The following is a 15,726-nucleotide window of genomic DNA, read 5'->3' as shown; positions in this document are numbered from 1 at the left end:
CTCGGTTTCCGGGCCGTTTCATTTGCGAGAAGACGGCGCAATCGCAGCCCTATTCGGTTACCAACTCACCGTTGTCGATCTGCTCCTGTTCGATGCTCTCGAACAGGGCCTTGAAGTTCCCCTCACCAAAGCCGTCATCGCCCTTGCGCTGGATAAACTCGAAAAAGATCGGGCCAATGACCGTCTTGGAAAAGATCTGAAGCAGGATCTTGGTCTCGCCCCCGTCGACGACGCCCTCGCCATCGATCAGGATCCCATGTTTCTTCATCCGGTCAATGGGTTCATCATGTCCGACCACCCGCTCCTTGGACAGATCGTAATAGGTGTCGGGCGGCCCCGGCATGAACTTCAGCCCTTCCGCCGCAATCGCGTCCGTGCTGTCATAGATATCGTCCGACCCTACCGCGATGTGCTGAATGCCTTCGCCCCTGTACTTCTTCAGATAGGCCACGATCTGCCCGGTCTCACCTCGATCTTCGTTGATCGGAATGCGGATGCGGCCGCAGGGCGAGGTCAGCGCGCGGGAAAGAAGGCCCGTAAACTTGCCCTCGATGTCAAAGAATCGGATTTCCTTGAAGTTGAACAAGTCCCCATAAAACCGGAACCACGTGTCCATGTTCCCCTTGTGCACATTATGGGTCAGGTGATCGAGATAGAAGAACCCGACACCTCGTGGCTTGGACTGCGCCAGCCATTCGTATTCGTCATTGTAGGGCGAGGTGTCATAGTACTGGTCCACGAAATAGATCAGGCTACCGCCAATGCCGTAGATGGCGGGTACATCCAACACCTTGCCGTCGCCCTCGTAAGGCTTGGCCCCAAGCTTTATCGCCCGCTCAAACGCATGCTGCGCATCGACCACGCGCCATCCCATGGACGGGGCACAGGGTCCGTGTTCCTCGACAAAACGCGCGCCAAAACTGCCTGCTTCGGCGTTCAGGACATAGGTGATGTCGCCCTGTTGCCACAGCTCAATATCCTTGGCCCTGTGCTTGGCGACCTTCTGATACCCCATCCGGGAAAAAAGCGCGCGCAGCGCGTCCGGCTCGGGATGCGCAAACTCGACAAATTCGAACCCGTCCGTGCCCGCCGGGTTATCAGCAGAGAGGGTGGATTTCGGTGCGTTGTGCGGGAACGGGCCCATGGACGTGCCTCCTTGTTCGGTGTTGATGCAGATATGGGGCCTCTGGCGCGCGGTATCTGCGCATAATTCTGCACGCACCTTCCAATTTACGCGTCGTTCGCGCACCATGACGGCAAAACAAGACGGATATCCGCACATGCTTGATTCCATCGACACCCGTTTGCTCGCAGCCTTGCAAAAAAACGCCCACCTGACGGCGCAGGAACTCAGCACCCTGCTGCATCTGTCGGCCAGCCAGGTGGGGCGCAGACGCCAGCGGCTCGAGGCCGAGGGGTACATCGAAAGCTACGTCGCACGTCTTGATGCCAAGCGGATGGGTCTGAACGTACAGGGGTTTGTTCAAGTCCACCTGGCGGTGCATGGCCCCGAACACGCCGCCGGCTTTGCCCGTCTGATCGACACCCGCCCCGAAGTCACAAGCGCGTGGACGATGACAGGCGACGCGGACTACCTGCTCCGGGTCTATTGCGCCGATCTGGCGGCCCTGAACACCTTGATCCACGATGTGCTTCTGCCCCACCCGGCAGTGGCGCGCGTGCACAGCCAAATCGTAATGGATCAACTCAAGCGTGACGGACCATTGCCAACCTAGGGTTGCCAGCGCGTCCTATCCAAAGCAGCGCACCGAACCAACGGAACACCCAAATGGATGGTTTCGCACCAAAACCCGACACAACTGCTTTGGCACAAGGCCAAATCGCGCCAAGTTCGCCGTGATCACCTTGTATTTCCCTGACACCGGGGCATCTTGAGAACAGACCGAAACGTACAGGGTCCGCCATGGAAAGTTTTCTCTACCAAGCCTCGATCTATCTTGCCGCCGCGGTGATCGCGGTACCCCTTGCCTCGCGTCTGGGGTTGGGGTCGGTTCTGGGATACCTGGCCGCGGGCATCGCCATCGGCCCGGTTCTCGGGCTGGTCGGCGCGGAGACCGAGGACCTTCAGCATTTCGCGGAATTCGGTGTGGTCGTGATGCTGTTCCTGATCGGTCTGGAATTGGAACCCAGGGCACTTTGGGACATGCGACACAAGCTTCTTGGTCTGGGTGGGCTGCAAATCGTCTTGTCGGCCTTGGCGCTGATGGGCGTTGCAATGGCTTACAACCAGCCGTGGGGCGTCGCGTTGGCAATCGGTCTGACCTTGTCGCTGTCGTCCACCGCCATCGTGCTGCAAACCCTGTCCGAGAAAGGATTGATGCAGACCAGCGGCGGGCGATCCGTCTTCTCGGTCCTGTTGACACAGGATATCGCGGTGATCCCGATCCTGGCCTTCCTGCCCCTGCTTGTTGTGACCCTGCCCATGCAGCTCACCGGAGACGGATCCATTGCGCGCGCGAATAGCGACGACCATGGCGATCACGGACACGGTGCCGCGATGAGCTTGGTTGAAGGGCTTCCTGCGTGGGGTGTCACACTTGTAACCATCGGCGCGGTCGTTGCTGTGATCCTCGCGGGCGTGTTTCTGACCCGGCCCGTGTTCCGATTCATCCACGCAGCCCATCTGCGCGAGATGTACACCGCCCTTGCCCTTCTGATTGTCGTGTCGATCAGCTTTCTGATGATGCTGGTCGGCCTGTCACCGGCGCTTGGGGCCTTCCTGGCCGGTGTGGTGCTGGCCAGCTCGGAATTCCGGCACGAGCTCGAGTCCGACCTTCAACCCTTCAAAGGCCTGCTCTTGGGGCTGTTCTTCATCACCGTCGGCGCTGGCATCAATTTCGATATCCTGTTCCGCGATTGGCCAGCCCTCTTGTCGATGGCGATCCTTGTCATCGCGATCAAGGGCGCCCTGCTTTACCTTCTGGCGGTATCGTTCAAGATCCGGGGACGCGACCGCTGGCTCTTTACCCTAGGCCTCGCACAGGCGGGCGAGTTTGGCTTCGTGCTGGTCGCCTTCTCGGTCGGACAGGGCGTCATCCCGCAAAGCGTGGCCGAAACGCTGCTTCTCGTCATTGCGTTGACCATGCTGATCACGCCCTTGCTGTTCATCCTCTACGAACTGCAATCGAGGCGCATCACCAAACGTGGCGTGGAAATCGAAGCCGACGAGATTGACGAAGACGGTCCCGTGATCATCGCCGGCATCGGTCGGTTCGGCCAGATCGTGAACCGGCTGCTGCAAGGGTCCGGCTTCAAAACAGTTGTTCTGGACCACGATATGGAAACCATCGCACTGATGCGCCGCTTTGGGTTCAAGGGGTTTCTCGGTGACCCAAGCAGGCCGGACATATTGCATGCCGCAGGCCTTGATAGCGCGCGCATTCTGGTGGTTGCACTGGATGACAAGGACGCCTCAACGCGGCTGGTCGCCTATGCCCGCAAGACACGGCCCGACATCCATATTATCGCGCGCGCCTATGACCGGGTGCATGTCTACCGACTGTACCAGGCGGGTGCGAATGACATCGTGCGCGAGATGTTCGATGGGTCGCTGCGTGCCGGGCGCTATGCGCTCGAACAACTGGGGTTGACAGATTACGAAGCGGCCGAGGCCGAACGCGTGTTCTATTCCCATGACCGTGATGCAGTGCGGCAGTTGGCCGAGGTGTGGGACCCGAGTGTCCCGGCCTCCAAGAACGATGCGTATGTCGAGCGTGCAAAGTTGCTGGAAAAATCTCTGGAAGCAGCATTGTCAGCGCGACAGGACGAACCCAAACGGGCCTGACACCTTAAGTCTGTCGCACTGTTTTCATATGGGGCCACCCGGGGTTGGCGGGTGGGCGAATTTGCGCAGCAAAGAGTGCGCCCGTCAGCCGTCGGACACACCTGCTTCGGCAAATGTCGCCATACCCGAGTGACAGGCGATGGCCCCCTTTAGGACGCCCATGGCCAAGGCCGCACCGGACCCTTCACCCAAGCGCAGATCAAGGGACAGGAGCGGCACTTTGCCCAAAGCCTCCAGCATACGGCCATGCGCGGCCTCGGCGCTTTGGTGACCCGCCACCACATGATCCAGGGCGCCCTCTTGCGTCTTGGCAAGGCACGCAGCCGCAGCGGTACAGATGAAGCCGTCCATGATGACCGGAATGCGCAAGGACCGCGCCCGGGCCATGGCACCGACCATTCCAGCCAATTCGCGCCCGCCCAGACGCATCAGCACGTCCAGCCCGTCCATACAAGCGCTATGCACAGTCAATCCGTCGGCAACCACCTGCGTCTTGAACGCCAGCGCATCACCTTCGACCCCGGTGCCACGACCGGTCCAATCCCCCGCTTCCCCGCCAAACAGCTTGGCCGCAATGGCGGCGGCAGAGGTCGTGTTGCCAATCCCCATCTCTCCGACCACCAACAGATCGGCATCCATCGCAACAGCATCCCAGCCGGCACGCAACGCAGCCACAACCTCGATCTCGGTCATGGCCGGGCCTTGGGTGAAATCGGCGGTTGGCTTGTCCAGATCGAGCGCGACAACATCCATCCGCGCCCCAAACGCCTTGGCCAGCTGGTTGATCGCTGCCCCGCCATGTTCAAAGTTCGCAACCATCTGCACCGTAACCTCAGGCGGAAAGGCAGAGACACCGCGCGCAGCAACGCCATGGTTGCCTGCAAAGACGATGACCTGTGGCGCGTCAATCGACGGGCGCGCATTGCCGCGCCAGCCCGCATACCACTGCGCCAGTTCCTCAAGCCGCCCCAACGCACCCGGGGGTTTGGTCAGTTGCCCGTTGCGCTCTGCTGCACCCTTGCGCGCCGCCGCGTCCGGGCCGGGCATATCGGCCAGAAGGGCGCGCAGCGCATCCAAACTTTCAAAGCTCATGGGTCTTGTCCTTGCCTGTTGGTCTCACGCTCTTTACCCAATCGGAACGCACCCGCAAGTCAGGACCGGACATGGCACAGAATGATTCCGACATTGCCCCTGCGGCACGCCTCTGGGACGTGCCCGCTGCACTGGTCCTGCTGACACGCCTGCCCATGCCCGCACTGCCCGATCATGCCTTTGCCCACGGGGCGCGGGCCGTGTGGGCCTACCCGGTCGCCGGCTTGGTCTTGGGCGGCCTCCTTGCACTATTCGCCGCCGTCCTGAGCGGACTGGGCTTGAACCCACCAATCGTCGCCGGTTTGACACTCGGCGCCCTGGTCGTGCTGACCGGCGCCATGCACGAGGACGGGCTGGCCGATACGGCAGACGGGCTTTGGGGCGGACACGACCGCGAGCGGCGGCTCGAGATCATGAAGGACAGCCGCATCGGCGCCTATGGCGTGCTGGCGCTGATCCTCGTGATGGGCCTGCGCTGGCTGGGACTGGCCGAGGTGTCATGGACCGGGTTGATCGCCGCCCTGATGCTGAGCCGCGCGATGATGCCCCCGCTGATGCTGGCTCTGCCCCACGCGCGCAGCACAGGTCTGTCCCATAGCGTGGGGGCGCCGAACATGGGTGCCGCCGTGGCTGCGGTCCTGATCGGGAGTGTGGGTGCAATACTGCTCGCTGGCAGCGCCGGTCTCATGGCCACCCTTGTCGCGGGTGCAGTCACCTTTGGCGTCGGGCTGGTGGCAAACGCCAAGATCGGGGGACAAACAGGCGACATTCTGGGCGCGACACAGGTGTTGACCGAGATCGCGGTTCTGCTCACCCTGGTGACAATGGCCCAATAAAAAACGTGCCCCCGCAGGGACACGTTTGTTGTCAAATCGTTGCGACTTTCGTCAGCCGGTTCTCAGGCAGCGATCCGGCTGCTCAGGACGTCGCCCACTTCCTTGGCGGCGGCAATCTCGTCCCCGCCCGACACGGCGGCCACTTCGCGGGTCAGACGCTCAAGAGCCGCTTCATAAAGCTGGCGCTCGGAATAGCTTTGCTCGCGCTGATCGTCGGTACGGTGCAGGTCGCGGACAACCTCGGCAATGGCGATCAGATCGCCCGAGTTGATCTTTTGCTCGTATTCCTGCGCCCGGCGGGACCACATGGCGCGCTTGACCTTGGCTTTGCCCTTAAGGGTTCTCATGGCCTGGCTGATGACATCGGGGCTCGACAGCGCGCGCATACCGATCTCGGTCGCCTTGTTGGTGGGCACGCGCAGGGTCATCTTGTCTTTCTCGAAGGAGATGACGAACAGCTCCAGCTCAAGACCTGCCACTTCCTGCTTTTCCACGGACGTAATCTGGCCCACGCCGTGCGCCGGATAGACCACGTATTCATTCGGGCGGAAGTCGAGTTTCTTAGATATTGTCATTCCTGATCCTCATGCGACGCAGGACGCAGCCATTTTTGACAGTCAAAACCGCATCAGGCGGGGCATGCGCTGCCACGTCTTGGTGCGGTTCGGGTCAAAATTTCAGTCAAATCTGTCGCGTTGGCGACGGATCAGGGCAGCGTCCATCTGTCTGTTGTTCGAAGAGTATATCACAAAAAACGGGCTCTCGGAAGTTTACTCAAAGGAAACTTTCGGAAGCCCCTGATTTTCCAAGTCATTCCGTCTCGATTTCAGGGCAAAGAAACCGCCCCAAAGCGATTCGGTCGCTCAGCCACCCTCGCCCGGATTTTCCGAGAACAGCTCCATCTTGCCGTCCTTGCCGTCCATCTCTTCGGCGGTGGGCAGCGGGTCCTTCTTGGTGATGATCACCGGCCACATCTCGGAATACTTGCGGTTGAACTCGACCCACTTTTCCATGTCCGGCTCTGTATCGGGGCGGATCGCATCGGCGGGGCATTCGGGTTCGCAAACCCCACAGTCGATGCATTCATCAGGGTGGATCACCAACATGTTCTCACCCTCATAGAAACAATCGACCGGACATACCTCGACACAGTCGGTGTATTTGCAGGCAATGCAGGCGTCGTTGACGATATAGGTCATAAGGGGTGTCTCATCTTGTCGGGCATAGCTTAGCTAAAGGAGTGCAGGCCATCATTCAAGATGGCGCGACCGGGAAAGATCAGCTTGCCGCCTGTCTTTCTTGGTCGGGCGTCCTTTTCCTTCGAACCTTGGGTTTTCCGGAACAGGCGTTTCCTTGGGCGGCGGTGGCGGGGACATATCACTATAAAGCGCCTGCGCTTCGGGAGCAGGTCCCCGGCGTGTGCCGATGGCTTTGACCTCGATCACCCGGACCACACGACCTTGTGAAAAGGTCAGCACATCACCGGGACTGATCGTGGTCGACCGCTTGGTGACCCGGTCGCCGTTGACGCGCACGTCACCAGCGGCAACACGCGTGGCCGCCAACGACCGTGTCTTGAAGAAGCGCGCAAACCACAGCCATTTGTCCAGCCGCAGTTTGCCAGCTTCATCAGCCACTTATTTGCCGTCCTTCAACCCCATAAGGGCTGCAGCAAAGGGGTTGTCGGGGTCAATCGCCTTTTCCTTCTTCGGCGGTCGGGCCGAGAAGTTCTGAGGCTTGTTGCCGCCATCACGGCGCGGGCCCTTGCCCTTGGGCTTGCCACCTTTGGGGCCGCCCTTGCCACGAGGCTTGCCGCCTTGTTGCGGACGGCGATTCCCGGCGCTGCGACCCCAGGTGAAGGTATAGAAGACCTCCATCTCTGGCCCGGCGGCTTCCTCGTCACCATCGGCGACCGGAGCGTCTTCCGACGCGGCTTCGGGGGTTTCTGCAGCCTCGGCACCGTCCGTTTGTGGCGCTTCGGTCTTTTCGGGCATTTCGGCCTTTTCGGATGTCTCCACCTCCTCAGCCGCAGTTTCAGCGGGTGCGGCCTCGGCTTCAGGTTTTGCATCCGCTGTCGCAACTGCGTCAGCAATTTTGACCTTTTCGCGTTCACCTTTCTCCGATTTGTACCCCAGCCCTTCCATCAGACCCGAGAATTGTTCAAGCGTCATGCCGGTGATCGACAGCATATCGGCCTTGGCCTCAAACCCGCCGCGCGAATCCTCGGCGCGCAGCATGTCGGCCAGCCGTTCCAGCATATCGATGCGGATCGCACGCTCGCCCGCATTGCGGTAGCCGGACATCGTGTCCACACCCTGCGGGCCATCCGCCATCGCGGGCACGGTGACCAGACCGGGGGGCGGAGATTCAGGGAATTCAGAAAGCCCATTTGCCAATGACCACAGCACCAGGCGCAGGCGCGTGGGCGCGGGTTTCAGCAGCAACGGCATGAAGATGGTGAACTGACCAAAGCGGATGCCATGCTTGCGCAGCAACCCGCGTGCGTCCTGATCCAGCGCCTTGACGTCATCAGCGACGGCGGCGCGGGGCAGCACGCCCAGCCCCTCGATCATCTGGAAGGCAAAGCCCTTGGCCAGCCCGGCCAGCGCCTCATCCTTCTGCATCGCAATCAGCGGCTCGAACAACGCAGCAACCTTGCGGTCGATGAAATGTTGCAGACGGCGCTGCACCTTCTGCGCCACCTCGGGCCCCGCAACATCATCCACGAACACCTCGACCATGGGCTTCAGCGGGTCCTGCCCCGCCACCAGCTTGCCCACGGCAGAACTGCCCCACATCAGGCCACCCTGTTCGGTGAAATCCAGCTCGGTGTCCGGCGCATTATAGAACCGGTCGGCCCGCAGGTGGAAATGCGGCGCCAGTGCTTGCAGCGCGGCGGTCTTGATCGTCTTTGCCTCGGCCGCCCCCGCCCCCTTGTCCTGAGAGAACCGGAACCCGTCCAACTTGCCGACGAACTCGCCTTCGACAGTCACTTCACCTGCGTCATTTACTTCGGCCACCATGGCCTCCTTCTGGCCTAGCCGGCGCAAGAGCACGCTCGTGCGCCGGTCTACAAATCTTTGAGTCAGTTTCTCATGAAGAGCATCTGACAAGCGGTCTTCTACATGGCGCGTCTCGTCCCGCCAATGGCTTTCGTCGTCCACCCAGCCTTTGCGTTGGGCGACATAGGTCCATGTGCGGATAAACGCCAATCGCTTTGATATGGCATCGATGTCGCCATCGGCACGGTCAATCCGCTTGATCTGGCGCGCCATCCAGTCATTCGGGATAGACCCGCGTTCGTGCAGGTAGCGAAAGATCACGTCAAGCAGGCTGGAGTGTTCCTGATGGCTGATGCCTCTGAAATCCGGCACGCGACACACATCCCACAGCAGGCGAACCGATTGCGCATCCGTGCAGCGGGCCGTCACCTCGGCGCTTTCGGCGAGCGATTTCAAGACCTGCAGGTCGTCAGCTTCGCGTGCCTTGACCAGCACCTCATGATCCGAGGGCGCCTCAAGGCTGCGCACCAGTGCGTCGATGGTGCCGAATTGTAGGGCATGGTTGCGCCATTGCAGCTTGCTGAGCGGAGTAAAGCGGTGGTCCATGATGGCCTGCGCAACACCCTCATCCAGCGGACTGACATCGCCCGTGACGCCAAACGTCCCATCCTTTTGCCCCCGCCCCGCCCGGCCCGCGATCTGCGCCAATTCATTGGGCGCCAGCGCGCGCATCCGCCGCCCGTCGAACTTGGTGAGCGAGGAAAAGGCCACATGGTCGATGTCCAGGTTCAGTCCCATGCCGATGGCATCGGTCGCGACCAGGAAATCCACCTCACCGTTCTGGTACATGTCGACTTGCGCATTGCGCGTGCGGGGGCTGAGCGCGCCCATCACCACAGCCGCCCCGCCCTTCTGACGGCGGATCAGCTCGGCAATCGCATAGACATTGTCGACCGAGAAGCCGACGATGGCCGACCGGGGCCGCATGCGCGAAATCTTTTTCTGGCCGGAATGGACCAGTTGCGACATCCGCTCGCGCCGCATGAACTGCGCCTCGGGCACAAGAGCAGAGATCGGACCGCGCATGGTGTCAGAGCCAAGAAACAGAGTTTCATGCAGGCCGCGCGCCCTGAGCAGCCGGTCGGTAAAGACATGGCCGCGTTCCGGATCGGCACACAGCTGGATCTCATCGACGGCCAGAAAATCACAGCCCATGCCCTCGGGCATCGCTTCGACCGTACAGACCCAGTACTGCGTGCGGGGCGGGACAATCCGCTCCTCACCCGTCACCAGCGCCACGACAGACGGGCCGCGCAGCGCAACGATGCGGTCATAAACCTCGCGCGCAAGCAGACGCAGCGGCAGGCCGATCACGCCTGTGCGATGGCCCAGCATCCGTTCGATGGCATAGGTGGTTTTGCCTGTGTTGGTGGGGCCGAGAACGGCAACCACCCGCGCGTCGCCCGACATGGGCTGTCCCCCGGTACTTACAGAGTGCGGCCGATCCCTTGGGCTTTCAGCTGCTCAAGCGCCTTGGTGGCGTTTTCATGGTGCGGATGCAAGTCGAGAACCTGTTGAAAAGCCCGTTCTGCGCGCGCGTTGTCTCCGAACTCCTGAAACATGACGCCCAGACCGAACATGGCATTGTAATTGTCCGGGTTCAGGGTCAACGCCTTTTCAAGGTCGCTGATCGCCGGGCCATAGAGGTCCTTCATATAAAAAGCAGTGGCGCGCGCGTGCCAGCCTTCGGCAAAATCGGGGGCATGATCAATCAAGGCGGTCAGATGCTCGATGGCAATGTCCGGCTTCTGTTCCTCGAGCGCGTCGCGTCCACGACGCAGCAGCATATCAAGCGACGTGGAGCCCGATTGCGACCACTCCCGCTCAATCTCGCGGGTCAGCCGTGTGGCTTCTGCCGGCTCGGCGTCCTGCAAAGCCTGCAACTTCTCGTCAAGCGATGATTGCGCCAAGGCGGGTAAGGAATTCCCTACTGTCAGTAAAAGTGCCGTGACGACAGGGTAGAGTTTACGCAAGTGAGTGCCCATAACCATGAATGTAACAGGCCGGGCCGCAAATTCCAGAGACCGTACCCGTCCACAGACCAAAAAGGGCATCAAAGATGAGTGACACAGTGACCGAGGCCGTGGCCGTCCTGAACGAAAAGCTGGCTGGCGCAGATTTCACCGGCACCGCGAAATTCGACATCGAAGGCGAAGGCGCCATTATGATGGACGAAAACGGTGCACGTGCCGCAGATGAAGACGCCGACGTGACCCTGTCTGCAGACGCAGACACGTTCCGCTCGATCCTTGAGGGCGACACGAACCCCACTTCTGCCTTCATGACCGGTAAGCTCAAGGTCGATGGCGACATGGGCATGGCGATGAAACTGGCCTCCGTGCTGGCCTGATGACGCTGTCGGCTGCCCCCCTTTTCACCGATGTGCACCCTGCACCGCTGGACGGCACCGCCTACTGGGCGACCGCGGCGGACGGTGTGCGCATTCGGTTGGGCGTTTGGCAGCCGGACGCGGCCAAGGGGACAGTCCTGCTGTTTCCCGGCCGCACCGAGTACATAGAGAAATACGCGCCGTCGGCAGGTGAGCTTGCCGAGCGCGGCTTCGCGACAATCAGCATCGATTGGCGTGGTCAGGGTCTGGCCGACCGGATGTTGGACGATGCTCGGATGGGCCACGTTCTTGCGTTTTCCGACTATCAGCATGATGTGACCGCGATGGTCACTGCAGCCCGGGAACTGGGCCTGCCAGAGCCATTTTTCCTGCTGGGGCATTCGATGGGCGGCTGTATCGGCCTGCGCTCGCTCTACGAAGGGCTGCCTGTCAGTGCTGCCGCCTTTACGGGCCCGATGTGGGGCATCCGCATCTCGGCCCACCTGCGCCCGGTCGCCTGGGCCTTGGGCCGCATGATGCCTGCCATCGGACAGGGCCACCGCCTGCCGCCGGGCACCATCATCGATTCCTATGTTCTGACGGCACCGTTCGAAGACAACCTGCTCACCACCGATCTCGAGATGTTCGACATGATGCGCGACCAGTTGCACGCACATCCTGACCTCGCCCTCGGCGGCCCCAGTTTCGTGTGGTTGCGCGAGGCACTGGATGAAACATTGGCCTTGTCGCGCATGGCGGCCCCGAAACTGCCTTGCGACACCTTCCTTGGAACAAACGAGCGCATTGTCCATGTGGGGCGCATCCACAACCGCATGGACAGTTGGGAAGACGGCAACCTGCACTTGATCCACGGCGGTGAGCACGAAGTACTTATGGAAGCTGCCAAGGCCCGCACGGGCATCTTTGACACCATGACCGCCCGTTTCGCCGACGCAGCCTGAGGCTGGTCTGACCCTCCAGACATGCTAGGTTCGCTCACATGAGCGGCGCACTGACCTTTACCCCCGCAGGCATCTACTGCCCCGCAGGTGATTTTTACATCGACCCGTGGAAACCGGTGAGCCGGGCGCTGATCACCCACGGCCACGCAGACCATGCGCGCTGGGGGATGGAATCGTATCTGGCCACTGATATTGCCGCGCCAGTAATGCGCCACCGCCTCGGCGATGTGTCCATAGACACAATTGGTTATGGCGAGCGGTTACAGATCGGCGGCGCAACCGTGTCGTTTCACCCGGCTGGACACGTGCCCGGCTCAGCCCAGATCCGAGTCGAAGTGGAGGGCGAAGTGTGGGTCGCTTCAGGCGATTACAAGATGGTGGATGACGGCCTCTCGACCCCGTTCGAACCGGTCAAATGTCACCACTTCATCACCGAAAGCACGTTCGGCCTGCCCGTCTTCCGCTGGCAGGATCAGGCCGTCATCGCTGCGCAAATCAACGATTGGTGGGCGGGGTGCGCCGCAGCAGGCAAAACCGCCTTTCTCGGCTGTTATGCGTTGGGCAAGGCGCAACGGCTCATGTCCATGCTGAACCCCGACATCGGCCCGATCCTGACGCACACGGCCATCGAAAACACCAATGCGGTAATGCGGACACAGGGGATTGCACTGCCAGACACTGTGCAAGCCGGGCCCGACCTGAACCCCAAGGATCATCCGGGCGCAATTGTTCTGGCACCGCCCTCGGCGCTCGGGTCCGCCTGGGCGCGCAAGTTCGGGGTACAGGAAAACGCCTTCGCCTCCGGCTGGATGGCCCTGCGCGGCATCCGCCGGCGGCGCGCAGGCGACCGCGGCTTTGTTATCTCGGACCACGCGGACTGGTCTGGCCTGCTGTCTGCCATCACGGATACAGGGGCAGAAAACATATATGTGACACATGGTTACACGGAAATATTCACGCGATATCTGAATGATCAAGGTTGGAATGCACAAGTGCTGCAGACCGAGTTCGGAGGCGAGGATGCCGAGGACGAAGCGGCATGAAACGCTTCGCTGCTCTGTTCAACGCCATCGACCAATCTACCAAAACAACGGTCAAGGTCGCGGCCTTGGCAGAGTATTTCCAAGAGGCCCCGGAAGAGGACCGCATCTGGACCATCGCCATCTTCTCGGGCCGACGCCCCAAGCGCGCGGTCAACACCACGCGCCTGCGCGAATGGGGGGCCGAGGTGGCGGGTATCCCGCTGTGGCTGTTTGAAGAGGCTTATCCCATTGTCGGCGATCTGGCGGAGACAATCGCACTGGTCCTGCCCGCGCCTGACACAGAGACGGATCACGGATTGACGCATTGGATCAATGCGTTGCGCGACCTCTCTCAAGTCGAAGAGCCAGGCCGCAAGGCCTTCGTTCTCGACGCCTGGGCCTCTCTCGATCCCACTCAACGCTTCCTCTTCAACAAACTGCTCACCGGCGGCTTCCGGATCGGTGTCAGCCAAAAACTGATGACCCGCGCATTGGCCAGCGCCACGGACAAGGACGAGGCCGAGATGGCCCATCGTCTGATGGGCGATTGGGACCCGGCCACAACCACATGGTCCCACCTGATCCTCGAAGATGACCCAGCCGCCAATGCCTCGCGCCCATACCCGTTCTACCTCGCCTACGCGCTGGAGGATGAGCCGCAAAAACTTGGAAAACCAACGGATTGGCAGGCAGAGTGGAAGTGGGATGGCATCCGCGGCCAACTCATCCTCCGCGACGGCAAACACTTCGTCTGGTCTCGCGGCGAAGAGCTGATGACCGACCGTTTCCCCGAACTCGCCCGCGCCCGCGACTTTATCCCCGACGGCACGGTACTCGATGGTGAATTGCTGGCATGGGGCGACGGCGCCCCACAAAACTTCAACGCCCTGCAAAAGCGGATCGGGCGCAAGACGGTGCCCAAGAAGCTGCTGAGCGAAGCGCCGGTGATCCTCTATGCCTACGATCTACTCGAATGGGGCGGCGCGGACCTGCGGCAAACACCACTTCAGGACCGCCGCGCAACCCTCGAAACCCTATGCGCCTCACTGCCCGATGACGCGCCGGTCAGGCTCTCTCCCACCGTGCCGTTCGACAGTTGGGACACGCTCGCCCAAACCCGCACCGCCGCCCGCGATGCGCAGGCCGAGGGGCTGATGCTGAAACGCAGCGACAGCCCGTACCTCACAGGCCGCAAAAAAGGCGATTGGTGGAAATGGAAGCTCGACCCGCTCACCATCGACGCCGTGATGATCTATGCCCAATCGGGCCACGGGCGGCGCGCCAACCTGTTCACCGACTTCACCTTCGCCGTCTGGAATGGCAACGATCTGGTGCCGTTCACCAAGGGCTATTCCGGCCTGACTGACGAAGAGTTCCGCAAGATCACCGCATGGGTCAAAAAGAACACCCAACAACGCTTCGGCCCTGTCCGCCAAGTCACGCCCCACCACGTGTTCGAAATCGCGTTCGAGGGCATCCAGGCCTCTTCCCGCCATAAATCAGGGGTGGCGCTGCGCTTTCCCCGCATGTCACGGTGGCGGCACGACAAACCCGTGCAAGAGGCCAACAGCCTCGAAGACCTGAACGAGATGCTCAAGACCTATGGATAGCGCCCCGCCGCCGCCTGCACCAACAACCCCCGAAACGGCACTGCCCACAGGCGCATGGGACGCCCATGTGCACCTGCTGGGCGGCCCCGAACACCCCCTATCGCCCACCCGCGCAGAAAACCCGGCCAAAGGCATCGACTTCGATGGCTGGCTCACCCGCTACCGCGCCCATCTGGACACGCTTGGCTGCTCGAACAGCCTTATCGTGCACTCCATCCTCTACGGCACCGACAACACGGTGACGCTCGAAGCGGTACGCGCCATGGGCCAGGGCTTCAAAGGCGTGGGCCTTCTGCCGGATGGCGCACCGACGCGCGCCATCAAGCAGTTTGCAGACAACAACATCGTCGCCGTCCGCCTGAACTACGTCCACGGCGGCGTCCTGACATGGGACGGAGCCAAGGCGATGGCGTCCACGCTGGCCGATCACGGGATGCACATCCAGATGCTCCTGCACGCCGACCAGTATATCGAGGAGCTGGCCGACGACATCCGCGCCCTGCCCGTCCCACTGGTCATCGACCATTGCGGCTGGCCCACCAACCTCAACCCGAACACAACAGCCATCGACACCCTCTGTGCCCTGCTGGCCGAGGGGCACGCCTTCGTCAAACTCTCCGCCCCCTACCGGCTGACAGACGACATCACCCAAACCCACACCCTGATGCGCCGCCTGATCGACGCCAATCCCGACGCCTGCATGTGGGGCTCGGACTGGCCCCACATCATGCTGAACGGTGCACAGATGCCCCACGCCGCCACGCTCGTCGACGGCCTGTCATCCATCACAACTGAAGAAGAACGACAAAAGATCTTCCTAGACACGCCCGACCACCTCTTCCTGCCCTAACCTTTCTTCTGGCCAAAAATACCTCGGGGTCTGGGGCAGAGCCCCAGCCGGGGGGGGGGGCGCGGGGGGGCGGCCCCCCCCCGGCCCCCCCCCCCCCCCCCACCCCAAAGGCGGGGCGCCCAACCCCACAACCGGGGACACAGAAAAAAAAACACACC

Annotated in this window: 15 protein-coding genes; 8 read left to right on the top strand and 7 right to left on the bottom strand. The window is 61.6% G+C overall.

Going from position 1 to position 15,726, the window contains the following annotated elements; translation table 11 throughout:
* Positions 1-49: 49 nt before the first annotated feature.
* Complete coding sequence (gene hppD / locus Q1A75_RS19160; RefSeq protein ID WP_299553151.1) at positions 50-1,144, bottom strand: 4-hydroxyphenylpyruvate dioxygenase; 1,095 nt, start codon at positions 1,142-1,144, stop codon at positions 50-52.
* A 136-nt stretch (positions 1,145-1,280) separates the two neighbouring features.
* On the opposite strand from hppD, the gene Q1A75_RS19155 reads away from it, so the two are divergent.
* Both Q1A75_RS19155 and Q1A75_RS19150 read left to right on the top strand, forming a co-directional pair.
* Entirely contained in the window at positions 1,281-1,736 is a 456-nt protein-coding gene (locus Q1A75_RS19155) for an Lrp/AsnC family transcriptional regulator (RefSeq protein WP_299553153.1), read from the top strand.
* A 188-nt stretch (positions 1,737-1,924) separates the two neighbouring features.
* Positions 1,925-3,805, top strand: a complete 1,881-nt coding sequence (locus Q1A75_RS19150; protein WP_299553156.1) for a cation:proton antiporter — start codon at positions 1,925-1,927, stop codon at positions 3,803-3,805.
* A gap of 84 nt (positions 3,806-3,889) precedes the next feature.
* Here the strand turns inward: Q1A75_RS19150 and cobT are convergent, their stop codons facing one another.
* Complete coding sequence (gene cobT, locus Q1A75_RS19145; protein WP_299553159.1) at positions 3,890-4,897, bottom strand: nicotinate-nucleotide--dimethylbenzimidazole phosphoribosyltransferase; 1,008 nt, start codon at positions 4,895-4,897, stop codon at positions 3,890-3,892.
* A 71-nt stretch (positions 4,898-4,968) separates the two neighbouring features.
* Here cobT and cobS point away from each other — a divergent pair, with 71 nt between their 5' ends.
* A complete protein-coding gene (cobS, locus tag Q1A75_RS19140) occupies positions 4,969-5,733 on the top strand; it encodes an adenosylcobinamide-GDP ribazoletransferase (RefSeq protein ID WP_299553161.1) in 765 nt (254 codons plus the stop codon).
* A 62-nt stretch (positions 5,734-5,795) separates the two neighbouring features.
* On the opposite strand, the gene Q1A75_RS19135 is transcribed toward cobS, so the two are convergent.
* The 5 genes from Q1A75_RS19135 to Q1A75_RS19115 form a co-directional block, all read right to left on the bottom strand.
* The gene (locus Q1A75_RS19135) at positions 5,796-6,308 is read right to left on the bottom strand and encodes a CarD family transcriptional regulator (protein WP_299553164.1); all 513 of its coding nucleotides are present in this window, start codon (positions 6,306-6,308) and stop codon (positions 5,796-5,798) included.
* 288 nt (positions 6,309-6,596) lie between these two features.
* Complete coding sequence (gene fdxA / locus Q1A75_RS19130; RefSeq protein ID WP_299553167.1) at positions 6,597-6,932, bottom strand: ferredoxin FdxA; 336 nt, start codon at positions 6,930-6,932, stop codon at positions 6,597-6,599.
* A 51-nt stretch (positions 6,933-6,983) separates the two neighbouring features.
* Positions 6,984-7,370: an RNA-binding S4 domain-containing protein gene (locus Q1A75_RS19125; protein ID WP_299553170.1), complete on the bottom strand. Its 387-nt coding sequence runs from the start codon at positions 7,368-7,370 to the stop codon at positions 6,984-6,986.
* On the bottom strand, positions 7,371-10,205 hold the full coding sequence (locus tag Q1A75_RS19120; protein ID WP_299553173.1) for a helicase-related protein: 2,835 nt from the start codon (positions 10,203-10,205) through the stop codon (positions 7,371-7,373).
* A gap of 17 nt (positions 10,206-10,222) precedes the next feature.
* A complete protein-coding gene (locus Q1A75_RS19115) occupies positions 10,223-10,768 on the bottom strand; it encodes a tetratricopeptide repeat protein (RefSeq protein WP_299592688.1) in 546 nt (181 codons plus the stop codon).
* 86 nt (positions 10,769-10,854) lie between these two features.
* Between Q1A75_RS19115 and Q1A75_RS19110 the strand changes: the two genes are divergently transcribed.
* From Q1A75_RS19110 to Q1A75_RS19090, 5 genes are read left to right on the top strand one after another with little or no spacing between them, the layout of a single operon-like run.
* Positions 10,855-11,145: an SCP2 sterol-binding domain-containing protein gene (locus Q1A75_RS19110; RefSeq protein WP_189369748.1), complete on the top strand. Its 291-nt coding sequence runs from the start codon at positions 10,855-10,857 to the stop codon at positions 11,143-11,145.
* On the top strand, positions 11,145-12,086 hold the full coding sequence (locus Q1A75_RS19105; RefSeq protein ID WP_299553179.1) for an alpha/beta hydrolase: 942 nt from the start codon (positions 11,145-11,147) through the stop codon (positions 12,084-12,086). The genes Q1A75_RS19110 and Q1A75_RS19105 overlap by 1 nt, the downstream gene beginning before the upstream one ends.
* 38 nt (positions 12,087-12,124) lie before the next feature.
* Entirely contained in the window at positions 12,125-13,129 is a 1,005-nt protein-coding gene (locus Q1A75_RS19100; RefSeq protein ID WP_299553182.1) for a ligase-associated DNA damage response exonuclease, read from the top strand.
* Positions 13,126-14,718: an ATP-dependent DNA ligase gene (locus Q1A75_RS19095; protein ID WP_299553185.1), complete on the top strand. Its 1,593-nt coding sequence runs from the start codon at positions 13,126-13,128 to the stop codon at positions 14,716-14,718. Before Q1A75_RS19100 ends, Q1A75_RS19095 begins: the two co-directional genes overlap by 4 nt.
* Positions 14,711-15,568, top strand: coding sequence for an amidohydrolase family protein (locus tag Q1A75_RS19090; RefSeq protein WP_299553188.1), 858 nt, complete (start codon positions 14,711-14,713; stop codon positions 15,566-15,568). Before Q1A75_RS19095 ends, Q1A75_RS19090 begins: the two co-directional genes overlap by 8 nt.
* Positions 15,569-15,726: the final 158 nt, after the last annotated feature.

The sequence above is a fragment of the uncultured Tateyamaria sp. genome, from assembly GCF_947504105.1.
Classification (GTDB): Bacteria; Pseudomonadota; Alphaproteobacteria; order Rhodobacterales; family Rhodobacteraceae; genus Tateyamaria.
This window is presented reverse-complemented; position numbering and strand designations above follow the sequence as displayed.